Source organism: Flavobacterium pedocola, from assembly GCF_053764385.1.
Window position 1 is genome coordinate 1 of record NZ_JBSNCR010000003.1, and the last position, 15,205, is coordinate 15,205.

A 15,205-nucleotide genomic window follows, 5' to 3' on the forward strand; every position below is an offset into this window, starting at 1 on the left:
CACACCCAAAAGCATCCTCCCTAGCCCCGATCGCAGCGGTCCCGATTTTTCATCGGGATTAAGCGGAGAGCGGGAACTGCGTATCAAAAGATGCCGGAAGTCTCGCTTCTAGTCAAAGCGGATAGCCTTGACCGGAGAAATTTTCGTAATAATATAGGACGGAATAATCAAAACCACCAAACAAACCAAGACGGTTCCCAGGTTTAAAGCCAAAATATGGATGGGATTGATCGCCACAGGTGCTTCGGTTACATAATAGTTTTCCGGATTCAATTTGATGATCCCAAAATATTTCTGAACAAGCAACAATCCGATACCGATTACATTCCCCCAAAACAAACCGCGGAAGATTAAATAGGAAGCGTTGTATAAAAATATTTTTCGCACCGTCCAGTTGTCCGCACCAATCGCTTTTAGGATTCCAATCATCTGGGTACGTTCCAAAATCAAAACCAAAAGCGCGACCACCATATTAATAGTTGCCACCACGACCATAATAATAAGGATGACCAATATATTAAAGTCAAACAGTTTGAGCCACTCGAATATATTGAAATACTTTTCCTCGATCGTTATACTATTATAGGTAGGCGGAATTTCAGTGTACACTTCTTCCCCTTTTTCCTTGATCTGCGAAAAGTCGTCTATAAAAACCTCAAAAGCGCCTACTTGATCCCTGCTCCATTTATTGATGCGCTGCAGGTGACGGATATCTCCTATTATATAGGTAGCATCGAATTCCTGAAAACCCGAATTGTAAACCCCGACGATCTTGAAATTACGAAGGTTCGGAAGCTTTCCCTCTTCCTTCATAAAATAGGTGTTGAATTTATCGCCGACTTTTAATTGCAAACGATTGGCCAGATACTGTGAAATGATCACTTCCGGGTTCAGATTTTCTTTCAGATTCGGAATTCGGCCTGAAACAATATATTCCTGAAGATTGCTCCACTCATAATCCTTGCCCACTCCTTTAAAAACAATTCCTTCAAATGCTTTTTCGGTACGGATGATGCCCGCCTTGCTTGCCACTGCCTGCACATGACTGATGCCTTCCACATTTTTGAACTTCGGGTAAAAGCTCTGGTGGATGGAAATAGGATCAACACTTACCTCGGATTGGTTGTCGTCGTAATTAGAAATAATAATGTGTCCGTTGAAAGCCGAAACTTTTTGGCGTATTTTTTGCTGCAACCCAATACCGGTAGCCACGGAAGCAATCATCATGATGATGCCTAACGCAATGGCCACAATGGCGATTTTTATAATTGGAGCAGATATACTACTTTTATGGTGTTTTGCCGTAGTGAGTCGTTTCGCTATAAAATATTCTAATTTCAAAAGACTATGATTTCAAATTCGATGTTCAAAAATACAGTTTTATTCTTGGTTTTTGCGATGGTTTCCTGTGGAAATTCTCAAACCGTTCCCAATACCGCCAAACCTGCTTTGCCGGCCGAAAGCAAACCTTCTTCGTTTTTCAAAACCGGAGCGCAAAATACCGAAGCCTATTTACCGTTGCTGAAAGACAAAAAAGTGGGTATTGTAACCAACCAGACCGGAATTCTGTCCAGCAGCGTGCATTTAGTGGATTTCTTATTGCTAAAGCAAATCGCCCTGAAAAAAATATACGCACCTGAACACGGCTTCCGCGGTACAGCCGATGCCGGTGAAGTAATCAAAGACGGAAAAGACACTAAAACCGGATTGCCTATCGTTTCTTTATATGGCAACAACAAAAAACCGAAACCCGAACAACTGGCCGGTATCGATATCATGGTTTTTGACCTGCAGGATGTGGGCGCCCGTTTTTACACTTATATTTCCTCCTTGCATTATGTAATGGAAGCCTGTGCCGAAAACAATATTCCTTTAGTGGTTTTAGACCGACCGAATCCGAACGGGGATATCGTGGATGGCCCGATATTGGAAAAAGAGCACAGCAGTTTTGTAGGGATGCACACCATTCCCGTGTTGCACGGCATGACCATTGGCGAATATGCCAAAATGATCAACGGGGAAAAATGGCTCAAAAACGGAATCCAATGTAAGCTAACCGTTGTTCCTTGTTTAAACCTTTCCAGACTTTCCACCTACAGCCTGCCTGTAAAACCGTCGCCAAATTTACCAAACGCCCAGGCGATCAACCTGTATGCGAGTTTGTGTTTTTTTGAAGGGACCGATGTGAGTGTAGGCAGAGGAACAGACAAACAGTTCCAGATTTACGGCTCACCCAATTTAATCACGGAGCGAACTGTTGTTGACAGCCACGGTGACAAATTATTTTTAATGGTGAATCAGTACAAATTTATTCCAAAACCAAACGAAGGTGCAAAAGATCCTTTATACAACGGGGTCGAATGCAACGGAACCGATTTAACCAAAGAACCGAGACTTACACAATTGGAACTACGATGGCTGATCAATGCCTACTATGAAACTACCGATAAATCGAAATTCTTCAATCCGTTCTTTACCAAATTAGCCGGAACCAAAAAACTCCAGCAACAGATTGAAAGCGGCGTTTCGGAAAAAGACATCCGCAAAAGCTGGGAAAAAGGAATTGCCGATTTCAAAAAAATGCGAAAAGCCTATTTACTCTATCAATAATCAAAACCCCTAAACCAATCCTGATGAAAAAAAGTACCGCCTACCTTTATCTGCTAATCATTTTCATTATTACGCTTCCTATTTGTTTCATTACTTTAATTGTCTTCGTGGTAATCAACAACGGTTTGGTTAAAAAACGAAACCAGGTGGATTACAGCTTCAGCAGTATTGATGTCATGCTCAAGAAAAGAGGCGACCTTATCCCTAATCTGGTTGAAAGCGTAAAAAAATACATGGCACACGAACAGGATACCTTTGAAAAAATCATTTCCCTGAGAAATCAGATCAAAAATGTGGCTTCAAATTCCGAAGAAAGGTTTTCGATGGAAAACGAAATGTCCGGCTTACTGAAAAACCTAACGGTAACCGTTGAAAATTATCCGGAATTGAAATCCAGTGAAAACATGCTGCAATTGCAGCGCAGTCTTACTGAAACCGAAGAACAGATCAGCGCCGCAAGAAGAGCCTACAACGCTTCGGTCAACCAACTGAACAATGCCGTTCAGACTTTCCCTTCCAATCTTATCGCAGCTGTTAACAATTTCAGCGTCAAGCCTTATTTTGAAGCGGATGAAACAGCAAAAGCCAATCCGAATCTGGGAAAATTATTTAACTCATAGCTAAAAAAGTGAACGATTCATTACTGGCTTTCCTGAACGAAAAAGCGGTTTACCTGGAAACCGAAAGAAAAAAAGCCCTCAGGTACAACATACTGTATATTTATGTTGCCAATCCTTTGAAAAAGCTGCTGAAATTTCCAGCTATTTTACTGTTGGTGATTTGTGCTTTTTTACCTTTTCTGCTCCCGACCTTAATCATAGTGGGTGGGCTTTTCCTTTTGGCTTCTTTGGTCCCAAATCCTAAAGTTACTTTTGAAAACCGTCTGAAAGACGAGATTTTACCTGAAATTTTCAAACAATTCCGACCTGACTTCGAATACAAACCTTATTTCTACAACAAGGCTTCACTTGAGAAGAGCAGTTTTTTCGATAAAAACTTTTTCAGTAAATTCACAAAAATCGAAGGCGATGATTACGTGAAAGGTTCTGTGGAAAATGTTGCCGTTGAATTTTTCGAAATACGGTTTTACAAGGAAACCATCAACTATCTGAAATCGTTTGTTCTGATCCTGACGTTCATCGTATTATTACCAATTGCCATTATACGGGCTATCTTTACAAATGACGACGATGTTGCTACTGATTTGGATTTGGTGGTAAAAGAAGAAGTGAATTATTTTTCGGGTTTTTTCATGCATGCGGATTTCCACAAGGATTTCTCCGGGAAAGTTATTCTGGTTCCCAACAACATGAAAAGCTACAAAGACCGTTTTATGGCTTGGCTGAACAGTGACACCTTATCACAAATTACCCTTGAAAACCCGTTCATGAACGAGCAATACGGTGTTTATGCTTCCGATCCGCAAACCGGGTATTATGTTTTGTCCACAAATCTGGTTGAAAGAATCCATCAGCTTTCGGTTCGCGAAAACGGATTACCGATCATTTCGTTCATCAACGGAAAGATGTTTGCAGCCTTACCCCTGAAAAAAAATTACTTCGATGTAAACCTGAAAATCAAAGTTACAGACGCATCCTACTTCCTTCCCTATCTGAAGGAAATTGAATCATTTGAAAATTTGGTAAAAGAACTAAATCTGAACACCCGAATCTGGAGTAAAATATAAAAGAGCCCAATGGAGCTCTTTTTTTATATAATCTTATTCCGTTACGTCCTGACCAAACTGCAGCAAATAGCCGTTGTTGTCGTATATCGCAAATTCGCGCATGCCCCATTCGAACGTTTCTATTTCATAACAAACGTTCACTTTTTCATTAAGTCGCTCCCAAAGTTCGTCAACCTGATCAACGTTGATATAAAACGAACCGGTAAACATGGGCTTTTCAAAAGGGGTGTGCTCGTTCGGTCGGGCCAACATCAGCTCCGCTTCATCTTTATGCAACGAGGCCCAGCCCCATTCTTCATTGTATTCACCACAGGTAAATCCTAAAACGTTCACATAAAAAGCAATGGTTTCTTTAAGTTCATTGGTCCACAACATCGGACGGATAGGCTGGAATTTCCCCATAGTTCTCTTTTTATAAAGGCAGTTTCTTTTTCATTTCTTCTATTATATTGTAGGCTGCCGGACAAATCGCCACATTTTTCAGCGTCAGGTTAGAAATCTGCTGAAACTTTTTGCGGTCGGTATGCGGGAATTCGCGACAGGCTTTCGGGCGGACATCATAAATCATACAGTAATTTTCGGCATCTAGAAAGGTGCAGGGAACGCTCTTCAGCACATAATCATTGTCTTCATCGATGCGAAGGTACTGATCAATAAATTGCTGCGGCTTCAACCTGAAATGCTTGGCAATCCTTTCAATATCGGCAGCAGTAAAAAGCGGACCTGTGGTTTTGCAACAGTTCGCACATTCCAGACAGTTGGTTCTACGGAATTCGGCATCGTGTAATTCCTGCATCACATAATCCAGATTCTTGGGCGTCTTCTTTTTCAGCTTATCGAAATACTTTTTGTTTTCGTTATGCTTATCTTTGGCCAGCTTTTGCAATATGCTGATTTGAGGATTTGTCAATTTGGTTATCTGATAATTGTTTCGGCAAAATTACTCATTTCAACTAAACAAATAACCGCATAAGCAAATAAACCCAAAAACATGAAAGACCTCTTCGGAAAAGCCATACTGGATTACCAGACTGATAACGCCCCTGAGAACCTTATTACAGAAACCTCCATTTCGGAAGCCGATGAAATGAGTGTTGCGTATTTGTTTCGCGATTATAAGGAAATGCCGAAAATAGAACGCAAAGCCCTTGATCTTGCAAAAGGGACAGTCCTGGATGTGGGGTGCGGCGCAGGAAGTCATGCACTGTATTTACAAAACCAACGCAAACTTAACGTTACGGCTATCGATATTTCGGCCAATGCGATAAAGGCATGCGAATTGCGCGGTGTAAAAAACACAAGGGTTCAAAACCTAATGGACATTACTGAAGAGAAATTCGACACCATACTTTTGATGATGAACGGTACCGGAATTTTTGGTAAACTGAAAAAAATCACAGCCTATCTGCAACAATTAAAAGCTATTTTAAACGAAAACGGCCAGATTTTATTGGACAGCTCCGACATCATTTACATGTTTGATGAAGACGAAGACGGCGGCAAATGGATTCCAACCGACACCGATTATTATGGTGAATTGATTTTCAGGATTACATACAAAGGCGAAGAAGAAGATCCTTTGGAATGGTTGTACATCGATTACAACACACTACAGAATGCCGCCCATGCCAACGGCTTAAACTGTGAATTGGTTTTAGAAGGGGAGCATTTCGATTATTTGTCCCGACTCACCCATCTATAAAAAACAAAAATCCCACCTAATGGCGGGATTTTTTTATGCTTAGCAGCGAATTACTGCATGTATTTCATCATCATGCCTTGTAAGCCCATCGCCCACTCCTGGCTTGCCGCCATGTTTTTCTCAGAAATAACCCCTGCTTTTTCAGTCATTTTCTTTCCAACCGGCGTTTCATAGAATTTTAAGATTGCTTTTACGTCATCATGCGTGTATTCACCCATCATTACCGCTGCCATTTTATCGTACAAAGACGGTAAAGTTGCATCAAATTCCACAAGGAATGCTGCGTGTTTTTCTTTTGGGATCATTTTAAGGATTTGGTCTTTTGCCATTTTCATCTGACCTGCTGAACCTGTAAGTTGGATCATTTTCAAAACGTCAGTTTTAAAAGCATCATTGGCTTGTGCCATTCCTAAATTCGCTACTAATAGAAAAGCGAACGCTAAAATAATTTTTTTCATGTTTTTGGTTGTTTTAATATTAATTGTTTTTATTCAAATTTTCAATAATTATTCTTTTAGCGGCGGCGGTAATGCTGCTCCGGTATTCATGTGCTTCATGACCAAACCTCTCAAACCGTCTGCCCATTCTTTACTGGAGGCATAAACTTCCTGATTGATCGCTACCAATTTCTGACTCATTTTCTTTCCTAAAGGAGATTCGAAAAACTTAAGCATCGCTTTAATGTCATCATGGGTAAACTCTTTCATGTACAACGCTACGAATTTATCGTAAATCGGTTGGGTTGACGCATTGAACTCCTTCAGAAATGCCGGATGATTTTCTTTCGGAATGATTTTCAGGATTTGCTCTTTAGCTTCTTCAAATTTACTGTTAGCTTTGTTTACCTCAAGCATCTTAAGGATGTCTTTTCGGAACGCCTCCTTATCCTGAGCGGAAATACACTGAAAGGATAAAACAAAAATAAAAAACAGGATCAGTTTTTTCATTTATTAATTCATTAATTAAAGGTCAGTATTAATGGTAATATAAACTGCACACGGACTGTTTTCCCATTTTGAATGCCCGGCATCCATTTCGGAGAATTGGAAACCACCCTGATAATTTCGTTTTTCAATGGCTCATTGTCAAGTGGCAGCCTTAGCATTTTAACATCCGACAGGCTTCCGTCTTTATTCACTATAAAACCCACAAAAACCTTAACATCTTTAAGCTGCACAGGACTGTTGAAATTCTTAGCAAAGTATTTCATAAACTTGTCACTACCGCCCGGAAATTCCGGTTGTTTTTCTACTGCAACATATATTTTATCTTCCTCGGATTTTCCGCCGTTATCGACAACATCAATATGAACAACCTCCTCCGTATCTACCTTCGGCATTTTTCGAATGAAAGTAAACGGTATCTTATATGTCGTTGCAAATGGTTTTCCGTTACGCGTTGCCGGTTGCCATTTTGGAGAAAGTTGTAAAACACGGATCATTTCAAGGGCTGACTGACCTCCTAAATCTTTCAGAATCCTAATGTTTTTAAGGCTTCCTTCTTCGTTGATCGTGAAACTACAGATTAACTGACCTTCTTTTTCGATTTTGGTTTTGTCCAGGGAATTGAATACAAATTCCTGAAATTTTTTCAAATTGCCGCCCTGAAATTTTGCTTCAATTTTATCACCGTTCAGATACACTTCATCTTCGCCAGCCACTTGGGCAAGAGCAGGAACAAACACTAACAACAAAAAAGTAAGCAAAATGGTTTTTCTCAACATTTTAAGGAATATTCAGATATTTATGCGTTTGTAAAGATATACGCCATTTCGGATTATTCATAACATAATCGATAATCAAAGGTGTCATCTCTTCTTTTTTGCTCCACTCGGGCTGTAAAAAAAGTATGGCTTTGCCGTTTACTTTAGCCGCTTGTTCTTCGGCAAAAATAAAATCGTGTTTGTTGTGAATGATGACCTTCAGTTCGTGTGCAATATCATAAGCATCCTGCACCGGTAATTTTGTCTTTTTAGGCGACAGGCAAAACCAGTCCCAATAGCCACTCACAGGATAAGCTCCTGAGGTTTCGATGTGCACGCGCAGGTTCTCCGATTTCAGTTTGGCGGTTAAGGGTGCCATGTCCCAGGTTAAGGGTTCGCCTCCGGTAACCACAACGGTTTCAGCATATTTTTTGGCGTTGGCCACGATAATGTCGATCGTTGTGGGCGGATGCAATTCCGCGTTCCAGCTTTCTTTTACATCGCACCAATGACAACCTACGTCGCAACCGCCTATCCGAATGAAATAAGCCGCCGTTCCCGTATGATAGCCTTCGCCCTGTATGGTATAAAACTCCTCCATTAAAGGCAACATCTCGCCTTTTTCCACCGCTATTTGTAATTCTTTCTGTAACATATGCTATAAAAATAGTCTGCAAAGGTAACTAATTTGTCCCGAATTGAAACGTCCAAACCTCCCAAAGAAAAAGACCTTGACCCCATAGCCCCGATAGAGCCGGCAGCTTGGCCCGGAGTGCCCTGCGCGCAGGGACAACTAAAGGCGAAAGCGGGAAAAGGGTTTCCAAAAATTCCGGAACGATTTGCTTCGCCAATTCGCTATCGCTCGGGTTGCTCAAAATAAAAACCGACAACTTTCGCTGCCGGTTTCTTTATAATTTTATGCTTTTAATGCCTTTAAGGTTTTGGTTGCATACTCGTTGGTTGGATCCAGAACTAAAAGCTTCTGAAGGCTTTCAACCGCTTTGACTTTGTCTCCTGAGTTTGCATAATGTGCGCCCACAAACGTTAACGCTTCTACCAGTCCTTTTTTGTTGGCCGGTTTAACTTTTTCGGCATCACCTTTAGTGTCAAGGATTTTTACATACTGCTCATAACTTGACAAGGCAGCCATTTTAGCTTCCGGCGTTCCGATTTGCTCGTTAACACGCGCTTTGAACAAATGTGCATCCTGAGTAGTTGGCGACACTTCGATTACTTTAGAGAAAGCCATGTCCGCTTTGGTCAACTGCTCTTTTGGAGACGTTTTGTCGTTGTAATCAAAGTACAGCGCATAACCTAAATAAAAATTATCGTATAAGAAATTTTTAGATTTAGGGTTTTTAATAGCTACTTCAAACAACTTAGCCGCATTCTTGTATAATTTTTCCTTGAACATTTTCAGTCCGATCGGGTTCAGTTCGCTGGCAATTGCCGGATCTTTTTCAACCGCTTTGTTCAATTCCACCACACCTTCGTTGAAGATTTTCTCATCATAAGTGCCGTCTGCTTTTTTAGCTTCTGCCATTTTGGTCAATCCTAAGTACAGGTAGTCACGGGCAATGATACGCTTCGGCTCTACTTTAGAGAAGAAGGTAGACAAGGCTTTTGAACTTTCCGCAAAATTACCGTTTTCATAGGCTGCGTAGCCTAAATAACGGTAAATACGAGGATTTACATGGTTAAGCTTTTTCATTTCGTTCGCTTCCAACTCCAGGGCTTTGTAATCTTTAGCCAAAACCAGGAAGTCAGCGTGACGCATACGGGATTCTACGGAATAATCCGTTAGGCTCATGTATTTTTCATAATGCTGAAGCGCTGTTTTCACGTTCTCCGCATATTTCGCCTGCTCTGTGGTTCCCCACAAATAATAGGTTTCTGCCAATTCTCTGTACGCCGGACCGAAATTCTTATCGATCGCCAACACTTCGTTCAATACTTTAGTTGCTCCTACGAAATTTTTGGCACTTTTGTTAATCGCCGCATGCTTTACTTTGGCAATCAATAATGATTTATCCGCTTCGTATGCAGTCTCATAGGCACGGTACGCTTCACCGGCATTGTTGTCACCAATATAGGCGTCTCCAAGTACCAATTGTGCTTCGGCATTTTTTTCATCAATCAACAAGGCACGTTTGGCCACGTCAATAGCTTTTTTATAGTTCGGGTTCTCCGACTTCAGATAAGCTTTTGCCACAAGCAACAACTCATCTACATCTTTTTTCTTTATGCTCGCAGCCGCTTTATCAAAATTTGCGGTTGCTCCGGTAACATTTTTATTATCCAATTCAAGTTGTCCTAACCCAATATGGTTAAGAAAACCTTTGTCCTTAGCATTCAATCCTTTTTGAAAGAATAGGGTAGCGGAATCATTTTCCTTTAGGGCAAGGTATACATCTCCTAGATAAAAAAAGTTCTTACCGTTGTCAGGGCTTGCTTTTACCAATCCTTTCAGCATTTTTTTGGCTTTGTCGTATTGCTCTGCATTAATTGCCTTTTTAACCTGATCCAAATCCTGTGCGAAAACCGCCGAGGACAGTCCCATTAACAACAGACTTAAAACTTTTGCATTTTTCATTTTTAAAATCTTTTATACTTGGTTATTTTTTTTCTACTTCTTTACGGACACTTATTTCTCTTGAAGGAAAGCGCGTGGGCACTAAACCGGATTTAAGAATAATACGTTGTCCTTTATCTCCTGCAATATAGGAAGCAAATCCCATGCCTAAACCTAAATTACCCTGCAAATTTAACAAAAACAATTTACGTGTGACCGGATAACTGCCATCTGCAATATTAGTTTGATTTGGTTTAACAAATCGTCCTTTTGCGTTAAGTTTAACATTCTCAACACCTAAAACCTTCACTTTGCCTACGTAGGGAAGCAAATCATCCGTGGGCTGCAACAACCAGTTCACACCGATAATCCCAACGGCACCCTCGTTTTCACTAACGTATTTTACTACTTCTTTATTGGTTTGCATTGAAAAAATATTTTTGTCCGATAATTTAGCAATCCCGGCAAACTTTTTCAATTCCCTTACATTACTGGAATTCGGATTGTCGAAAACAAGCGATTTAATCTTACCTGCGGAATCTCCTGCCAAAATCGTTTTCAGATCTTTTGTCGAAATTACGGTGTCGGAATATTTGGGGTTCGCTATAAAAGCTATCGCGTCTGTAGCAAATTCAGTCCTTCTGGGATAAATTTGCTTTTTATTATAAAAATTCACTTCGGAAGTATCCAAATCACGCGCCATGATGGCAATACGTTCCTTGTCCTGACTGATCAGATTAAGGATTTCCGTTTCCGATTTACTTACCAGTTTTATCTTGGCTCTTTTGTATTCGCTCTCAAAAACAATGGCTAAATCCTCAACTACCGGAAAAATGGTTTCATCCACTAAAATGGTGGTGGAACCCGCTACGGAAGTTTCCTCAATTACTTCAGCGGTTTGTTTTTTCTTATCACAACCAACGGTGAAAAAAAGAACGGCTGTCAAAAAACTAATAGCACAAAATATCGATTTCTTCATTTTATACAAACTCTGTTTGGTTTACTTTTGAGTATTTACCGGTTCCGGATCTTCTGCTTCACAGTTAATGGCTATCGGCAGCGTGAATTGCGACCGTACCACTTCCCCATTCTGCATGGCAGGAAACCATTTTGGCGATTTTTTCAGGGCCTCAATAACGGCTTCATCAAAATCTTTCCCAGGGCTTCGCAATATTTTTATGGCGCTTAAAGTACCGTCTTTTTCAATAATAAAACCTGCCATTACCTTATAAAGTCCAGAGGTTTCCACTTTAGGCGTTTTAAAGGTAGCATTAAAAAACCTGTAAAAATTCGGCAAGCCTCCTTCAAACATTGCCTGTTCTTCTACAGCTACATAAACTGTGTTCTTGTTCTTTTCCTTTTCAAGGGCCAGAGCTTCAGGACTCGGCTCTGCAACAACAGTACTAAAATCATCTGCCCCGTTAGACTCTTTAAGTTTCTCAACTTTTAGAGGCGTATTGGTTTTAGCAGCATTTGCAGTTTTTTTGTTTTGTGAGTGAGAATTCCCGAAAACAAAAACCAGCAGTAGCACTAAAAAAATATTTCTCATCTAGTATCTGATTCAGCGTTTAACAATCTGACAAAACGAAAGGCAGCATACACTAATAACAGCACACCTAGTATAACCCTACGGCTGTACGAGATGTCTACCGGCATGCTCTTCCACACAAACAAAGTTACAGCTAAAAAGACATACAAACCTAGAAAGACCAGTCCTAAAACAAACAGAAATCGCTGTTGTGGCGATTTCTGTTTAAAATTATTAAAAAGCTTCATGTTAGTTAGCCACCTGAATTGTAATTGGCAACGTAAACTGTGAACGTACCGGGTTACCATTCTGAATAGCCGCTTTCCATTTCGGCATGCTTTTCAAAACGCGGATTGCTTCTTTTCCAGCCGCTGGATAACCTCCGTCTCTCAACACTTTGATGTCTGTGAAACTTCCGTCTTTCTCAACAACGAAACCTAGCATTACACGAATCTGAGCTACACCTTCTTCAACATCGGGTGCATTAAAGGAACCGGCAAACTTTTTGTAGAACGCCTGCATACCTCCCGGAGGAGCTGCCTGTACCTCTACAGCTACATATACCTTAGTATCCTCTTCTACTACCTGGTTTCCTTTCTCACCTTCTCCGGTAGGCTCATTGATCACAATATCAGCATTCGGATCACCTTTTACATTTTTCTGTCCAGGATCAGCCTCTTTCAAATCTTCAACCGTTGGTGGATCTTCGTCACGCACCTTTTCCTTTTCCACAACCTTTGGTGGTGGGAATTTTACCTGATCATTCACCGATTTAGGTGGTTCAGGTGGTGGAGGTGGTGGTAAATCTTCTTTTGGTGGAGGTGGCAAAAGAGCCGTCTCAATTACCTTGTCCATGTTCTCCTGCTCATTTTTAGCTAAGTTTTCACTAATAATGTTTTTAACAACCGGCCCGCCAATTGCTACAGCAAATAGAGCCGCACCAATAAGTAATGATCTTGTTGTTGTTTTAGGATCCTCTGAACGCAACTGATAAGCACCATAAGCCTTGTTACGACCTTCGAAGATCATATCAATCCACTCTTGCTTAAATATGTTTAATTTTGACATAATTTTAGTTTTTTACGTTAAAGGGATTATTTGGTAAACAATCCTTCTTTCTCTAACATTGCGTTTTCTTCCGGAGAAATATCTACAATCGCATATATCTGAATATCAGCGATAGCCATCTCATCCAATACATCAACTAAGTTTCTGTATGTGGATTTTTTACTTGCCTTGATCAAAACAATCAAATTTTGTTTTTTCGCTTCGTAAGCCGCATATTTTGACTTAACTAACGCTTTCTTTTCCAACAGTAATTTACGAATACCGCTCTTTCCATAACCAACTTTCGTTGGTCCTTCAATAGGATCTGTTGGTAATCCATAATACCAAACCATCTGGTTTTTTTCACCTAACAACAAAGTTAGTGTTTTATCGTCAGCTGTCTCGGTTACGATAGTTGGATCTTTTATATCTTTATCCGGCATCGCCAAATTCATGGACTGTGGTTTCGACAACGACGTTGTTAACATGAAGAAAGTAATCAAAAGGAATGCCAAATCCACCATCGCTGTCAAATCGACACCTGCATTTTGCTTTTTACTCCTTACATGGCCTTTCTTTTTGCCACCACCGTCGCCGCTATTTAATTCTGCCATTTTACAGTATCTTTTTAATTAAAAATCTTTAGTTCTTAAACCGGTAACCAAGAAAAATTTGTTCACCTTCTGTTCCTGTAGAATATCAATTACTTTTTTAACGGTAGGATACTCTTCTTTTGCATCTCCTTTGATTGCAACTTTCAATTCAGCCTGATGAATATCTTTAGCTGCAAAACGTGCTGCCAAAATCCATTCTTTCAACTGATTGTCTACAGAATCATACGGAATACCGCCCTGAACACCTTCTTTATTACGCTCTTCTCCTGATTTTTCAATAAGGCTCTTTAAGCCTCCAACAGGAACTCCAAAACCGTCAATCAAAGAAAAACGTTTTTGTTCTTCTTCAGTTAACTGCAGCTTATATCTGTCAACTATTTTTTCAAGAGCAGCTTTACGCAAATCCTGACCTGTCATTCCAAAAAACACTTTCCCATCACCAATTGTAATGGTAGCCAAATCTGTATCCGGCAATTTGGTTTGCACGGTAGAAGCTGGCGTATCCACTGGAAGCGGTTCAGGCACCTTAGCCGTAGACGTCATTACGAAGAAAGACAATAACAAGAACGCTACGTCACACATAGCCGTCATATCAATCTTTGTACTCTTTTTTGACATTTTTGCTTTTGCCATTTTCTTTTTTGTTTAAATCACCAAGCATAAACCTATCAGTATTCCACCGATAGTAATCCTTAGTAATATATTAATAAATTAACTTTTGAAACGGGGGATTAAGCCGCGCGTCCTTTCATTTTTCTATAAGCCTGAGTGATAGCAAAACCAGCCTCGTCGATAGAATATGTTAATTTATCAATTTTAGAAGTAAATACGTTGTACATGATAATTGACAATGTAGAAGTACCAATACCAGTAGCTGTATTAATAAGTGCCTCAGAAATACCTGTTGCTAACGCAGCCTGGTCAGGAGCACCTGCAGCAGCTAATCCGGAGAACGCCTTGATCATACCCGATACTGTTCCTAATAATCCCATTAACGTACCAATTGATACCAAAGTAGCAATAATAGTCATGTTTTTCTCTAACATTGGCATCTCTAAAGATGTAGCCTCATCAATTTCTTTCTGAATAGTTTCCGTAGCTTTTTCGCTATCGAATCCTTCTCTTCTTACTTCCTGATATTTAGTCAAACCAGCTCTAACTACGTTAGCAACTGAACCTTGTTGTGTATCACACTCAGCGATAGCCTCATCAATTTTTCCTTGTCCGATTAAAACCTGAACGTGTTTAACGAATTTTTCAACATTTCCTTTTCCTGCAGCTTTAGAAATAACGAAGAATCTCTCAAAAGAGAATACCACAGCCATTAAGAATAATCCCATCAACATCGGTACGATAAATCCTCCTTTATAAACCATCCCTAAATAGTTCCCTGGTTTCGGGTGACCTTCTGGATCTCCATTTTCAAAGTTAGAAGGGTGACCCATTACGTATTTCCATACCAAAATCCCAATAACTATACAGATTACAATTGTTAAACTTGCAAAAAAGTTTGAACTTTTAGAGCTAGCTCCATTCTCAACAGTCTCGTTAGATACGTTTGTCATTTTTTTTAATTTTTAGTTTTTCGATTTTATTTAACTTAATTCCACACCTAACTTAAGGTGTAAGAGTCGCAAATTTATGTTTTTAGAATTAATAAAAAAACAAATTCGGCTTTTTTTAGAGGCTTTTTTAAAATTATTTAACACTGAAAACACCATTTATTTTAATAGAAAATCCTAA

The 15,205-nt window shown here is 39.9% G+C and carries 18 protein-coding genes; 4 read left to right on the forward strand and 14 right to left on the reverse strand.

Annotated elements, in window-relative coordinates; genetic code table 11:
• Positions 1-108 precede the first annotated feature (108 nt).
• Entirely contained in the window at positions 109-1,341 is a 1,233-nt protein-coding gene (locus tag ACWPKD_RS07030) for an ABC transporter permease (protein ID WP_455411971.1), read from the reverse strand.
• A gap of 6 nt (positions 1,342-1,347) precedes the next feature.
• Between ACWPKD_RS07030 and ACWPKD_RS07035 the strand changes: the two genes are divergently transcribed.
• Genes ACWPKD_RS07035 through ACWPKD_RS07045 form a run of 3 tightly spaced genes read left to right on the forward strand, consistent with a single transcriptional unit; the run spans position 1,348 to position 4,297 of the window.
• The gene (locus tag ACWPKD_RS07035; RefSeq protein ID WP_455411972.1) at positions 1,348-2,610 is read left to right on the forward strand and encodes an exo-beta-N-acetylmuramidase NamZ family protein; all 1,263 of its coding nucleotides are present in this window, start codon (positions 1,348-1,350) and stop codon (positions 2,608-2,610) included.
• A 23-nt stretch (positions 2,611-2,633) separates the two neighbouring features.
• Complete coding sequence (locus tag ACWPKD_RS07040) at positions 2,634-3,230, forward strand: LemA family protein (protein ID WP_455411973.1); 597 nt, start codon at positions 2,634-2,636, stop codon at positions 3,228-3,230.
• Between the two features lie 8 nt (positions 3,231-3,238).
• A complete protein-coding gene (locus tag ACWPKD_RS07045) occupies positions 3,239-4,297 on the forward strand; it encodes a DUF3137 domain-containing protein (RefSeq protein ID WP_455411974.1) in 1,059 nt (352 codons plus the stop codon).
• Between the two features lie 33 nt (positions 4,298-4,330).
• On the opposite strand, the gene ACWPKD_RS07050 is transcribed toward ACWPKD_RS07045, so the two are convergent.
• Together ACWPKD_RS07050 and ACWPKD_RS07055 are read right to left on the reverse strand one after the other, a co-directional pair.
• Positions 4,331-4,699 carry a bleomycin resistance protein gene (locus ACWPKD_RS07050; RefSeq protein WP_455411975.1) on the reverse strand — a complete coding sequence of 123 codons (369 nt, stop codon included), beginning with the start codon at positions 4,697-4,699 and terminating at the stop codon, positions 4,331-4,333.
• Between the two features lie 10 nt (positions 4,700-4,709).
• Positions 4,710-5,207 carry a YkgJ family cysteine cluster protein gene (locus tag ACWPKD_RS07055; RefSeq protein WP_455411976.1) on the reverse strand — a complete coding sequence of 166 codons (498 nt, stop codon included), beginning with the start codon at positions 5,205-5,207 and terminating at the stop codon, positions 4,710-4,712.
• Between the two features lie 81 nt (positions 5,208-5,288).
• Between ACWPKD_RS07055 and ACWPKD_RS07060 the strand changes: the two genes are divergently transcribed.
• Positions 5,289-5,999 (forward strand): class I SAM-dependent methyltransferase, encoded by a 711-nt coding sequence (locus tag ACWPKD_RS07060; RefSeq protein ID WP_455411977.1) that lies wholly within the window; start codon positions 5,289-5,291, stop codon positions 5,997-5,999.
• Positions 6,000-6,049: 50 nt separating this feature from the next.
• Here ACWPKD_RS07060 and ACWPKD_RS07065 read toward each other — a convergent pair whose 3' ends face one another.
• The 11 genes from ACWPKD_RS07065 to ACWPKD_RS07115 all read right to left on the reverse strand — a co-directional run bounded on the left by ACWPKD_RS07065 (position 6,050) and on the right by ACWPKD_RS07115 (position 15,027).
• Positions 6,050-6,457: a DUF2059 domain-containing protein gene (locus ACWPKD_RS07065; protein WP_455411978.1), complete on the reverse strand. Its 408-nt coding sequence runs from the start codon at positions 6,455-6,457 to the stop codon at positions 6,050-6,052.
• Between the two features lie 48 nt (positions 6,458-6,505).
• Positions 6,506-6,946 carry a DUF2059 domain-containing protein gene (locus ACWPKD_RS07070; RefSeq protein WP_455411979.1) on the reverse strand — a complete coding sequence of 147 codons (441 nt, stop codon included), beginning with the start codon at positions 6,944-6,946 and terminating at the stop codon, positions 6,506-6,508.
• Between the two features lie 11 nt (positions 6,947-6,957).
• Positions 6,958-7,722, reverse strand: a complete 765-nt coding sequence (locus tag ACWPKD_RS07075; RefSeq protein ID WP_455411980.1) for an energy transducer TonB — start codon at positions 7,720-7,722, stop codon at positions 6,958-6,960.
• Position 7,723: 1 nt separating this feature from the next.
• Positions 7,724-8,356: a 7-carboxy-7-deazaguanine synthase QueE gene (locus ACWPKD_RS07080; protein ID WP_455411981.1), complete on the reverse strand. Its 633-nt coding sequence runs from the start codon at positions 8,354-8,356 to the stop codon at positions 7,724-7,726.
• Between the two features lie 261 nt (positions 8,357-8,617).
• A complete protein-coding gene (locus ACWPKD_RS07085; RefSeq protein ID WP_455411982.1) occupies positions 8,618-10,294 on the reverse strand; it encodes a tetratricopeptide repeat protein in 1,677 nt (558 codons plus the stop codon).
• A gap of 22 nt (positions 10,295-10,316) precedes the next feature.
• Positions 10,317-11,252 carry a PstS family phosphate ABC transporter substrate-binding protein gene (locus ACWPKD_RS07090; RefSeq protein ID WP_455411983.1) on the reverse strand — a complete coding sequence of 312 codons (936 nt, stop codon included), beginning with the start codon at positions 11,250-11,252 and terminating at the stop codon, positions 10,317-10,319.
• A 21-nt stretch (positions 11,253-11,273) separates the two neighbouring features.
• Positions 11,274-11,822: an energy transducer TonB gene (locus ACWPKD_RS07095; RefSeq protein WP_455411984.1), complete on the reverse strand. Its 549-nt coding sequence runs from the start codon at positions 11,820-11,822 to the stop codon at positions 11,274-11,276.
• 228 nt (positions 11,823-12,050) lie between these two features.
• Complete coding sequence (locus ACWPKD_RS07100; RefSeq protein ID WP_455411985.1) at positions 12,051-12,869, reverse strand: energy transducer TonB; 819 nt, start codon at positions 12,867-12,869, stop codon at positions 12,051-12,053.
• Positions 12,870-12,895: 26 nt separating this feature from the next.
• Entirely contained in the window at positions 12,896-13,462 is a 567-nt protein-coding gene (locus ACWPKD_RS07105; RefSeq protein WP_455411986.1) for an ExbD/TolR family protein, read from the reverse strand.
• 18 nt (positions 13,463-13,480) lie between these two features.
• The gene (locus tag ACWPKD_RS07110) at positions 13,481-14,095 is read right to left on the reverse strand and encodes an ExbD/TolR family protein (protein ID WP_455411987.1); all 615 of its coding nucleotides are present in this window, start codon (positions 14,093-14,095) and stop codon (positions 13,481-13,483) included.
• Positions 14,096-14,193: 98 nt separating this feature from the next.
• The gene (locus tag ACWPKD_RS07115) at positions 14,194-15,027 is read right to left on the reverse strand and encodes a MotA/TolQ/ExbB proton channel family protein (RefSeq protein ID WP_455411988.1); all 834 of its coding nucleotides are present in this window, start codon (positions 15,025-15,027) and stop codon (positions 14,194-14,196) included.
• Between the last annotated feature and the right edge of the window lie 178 nt (positions 15,028-15,205).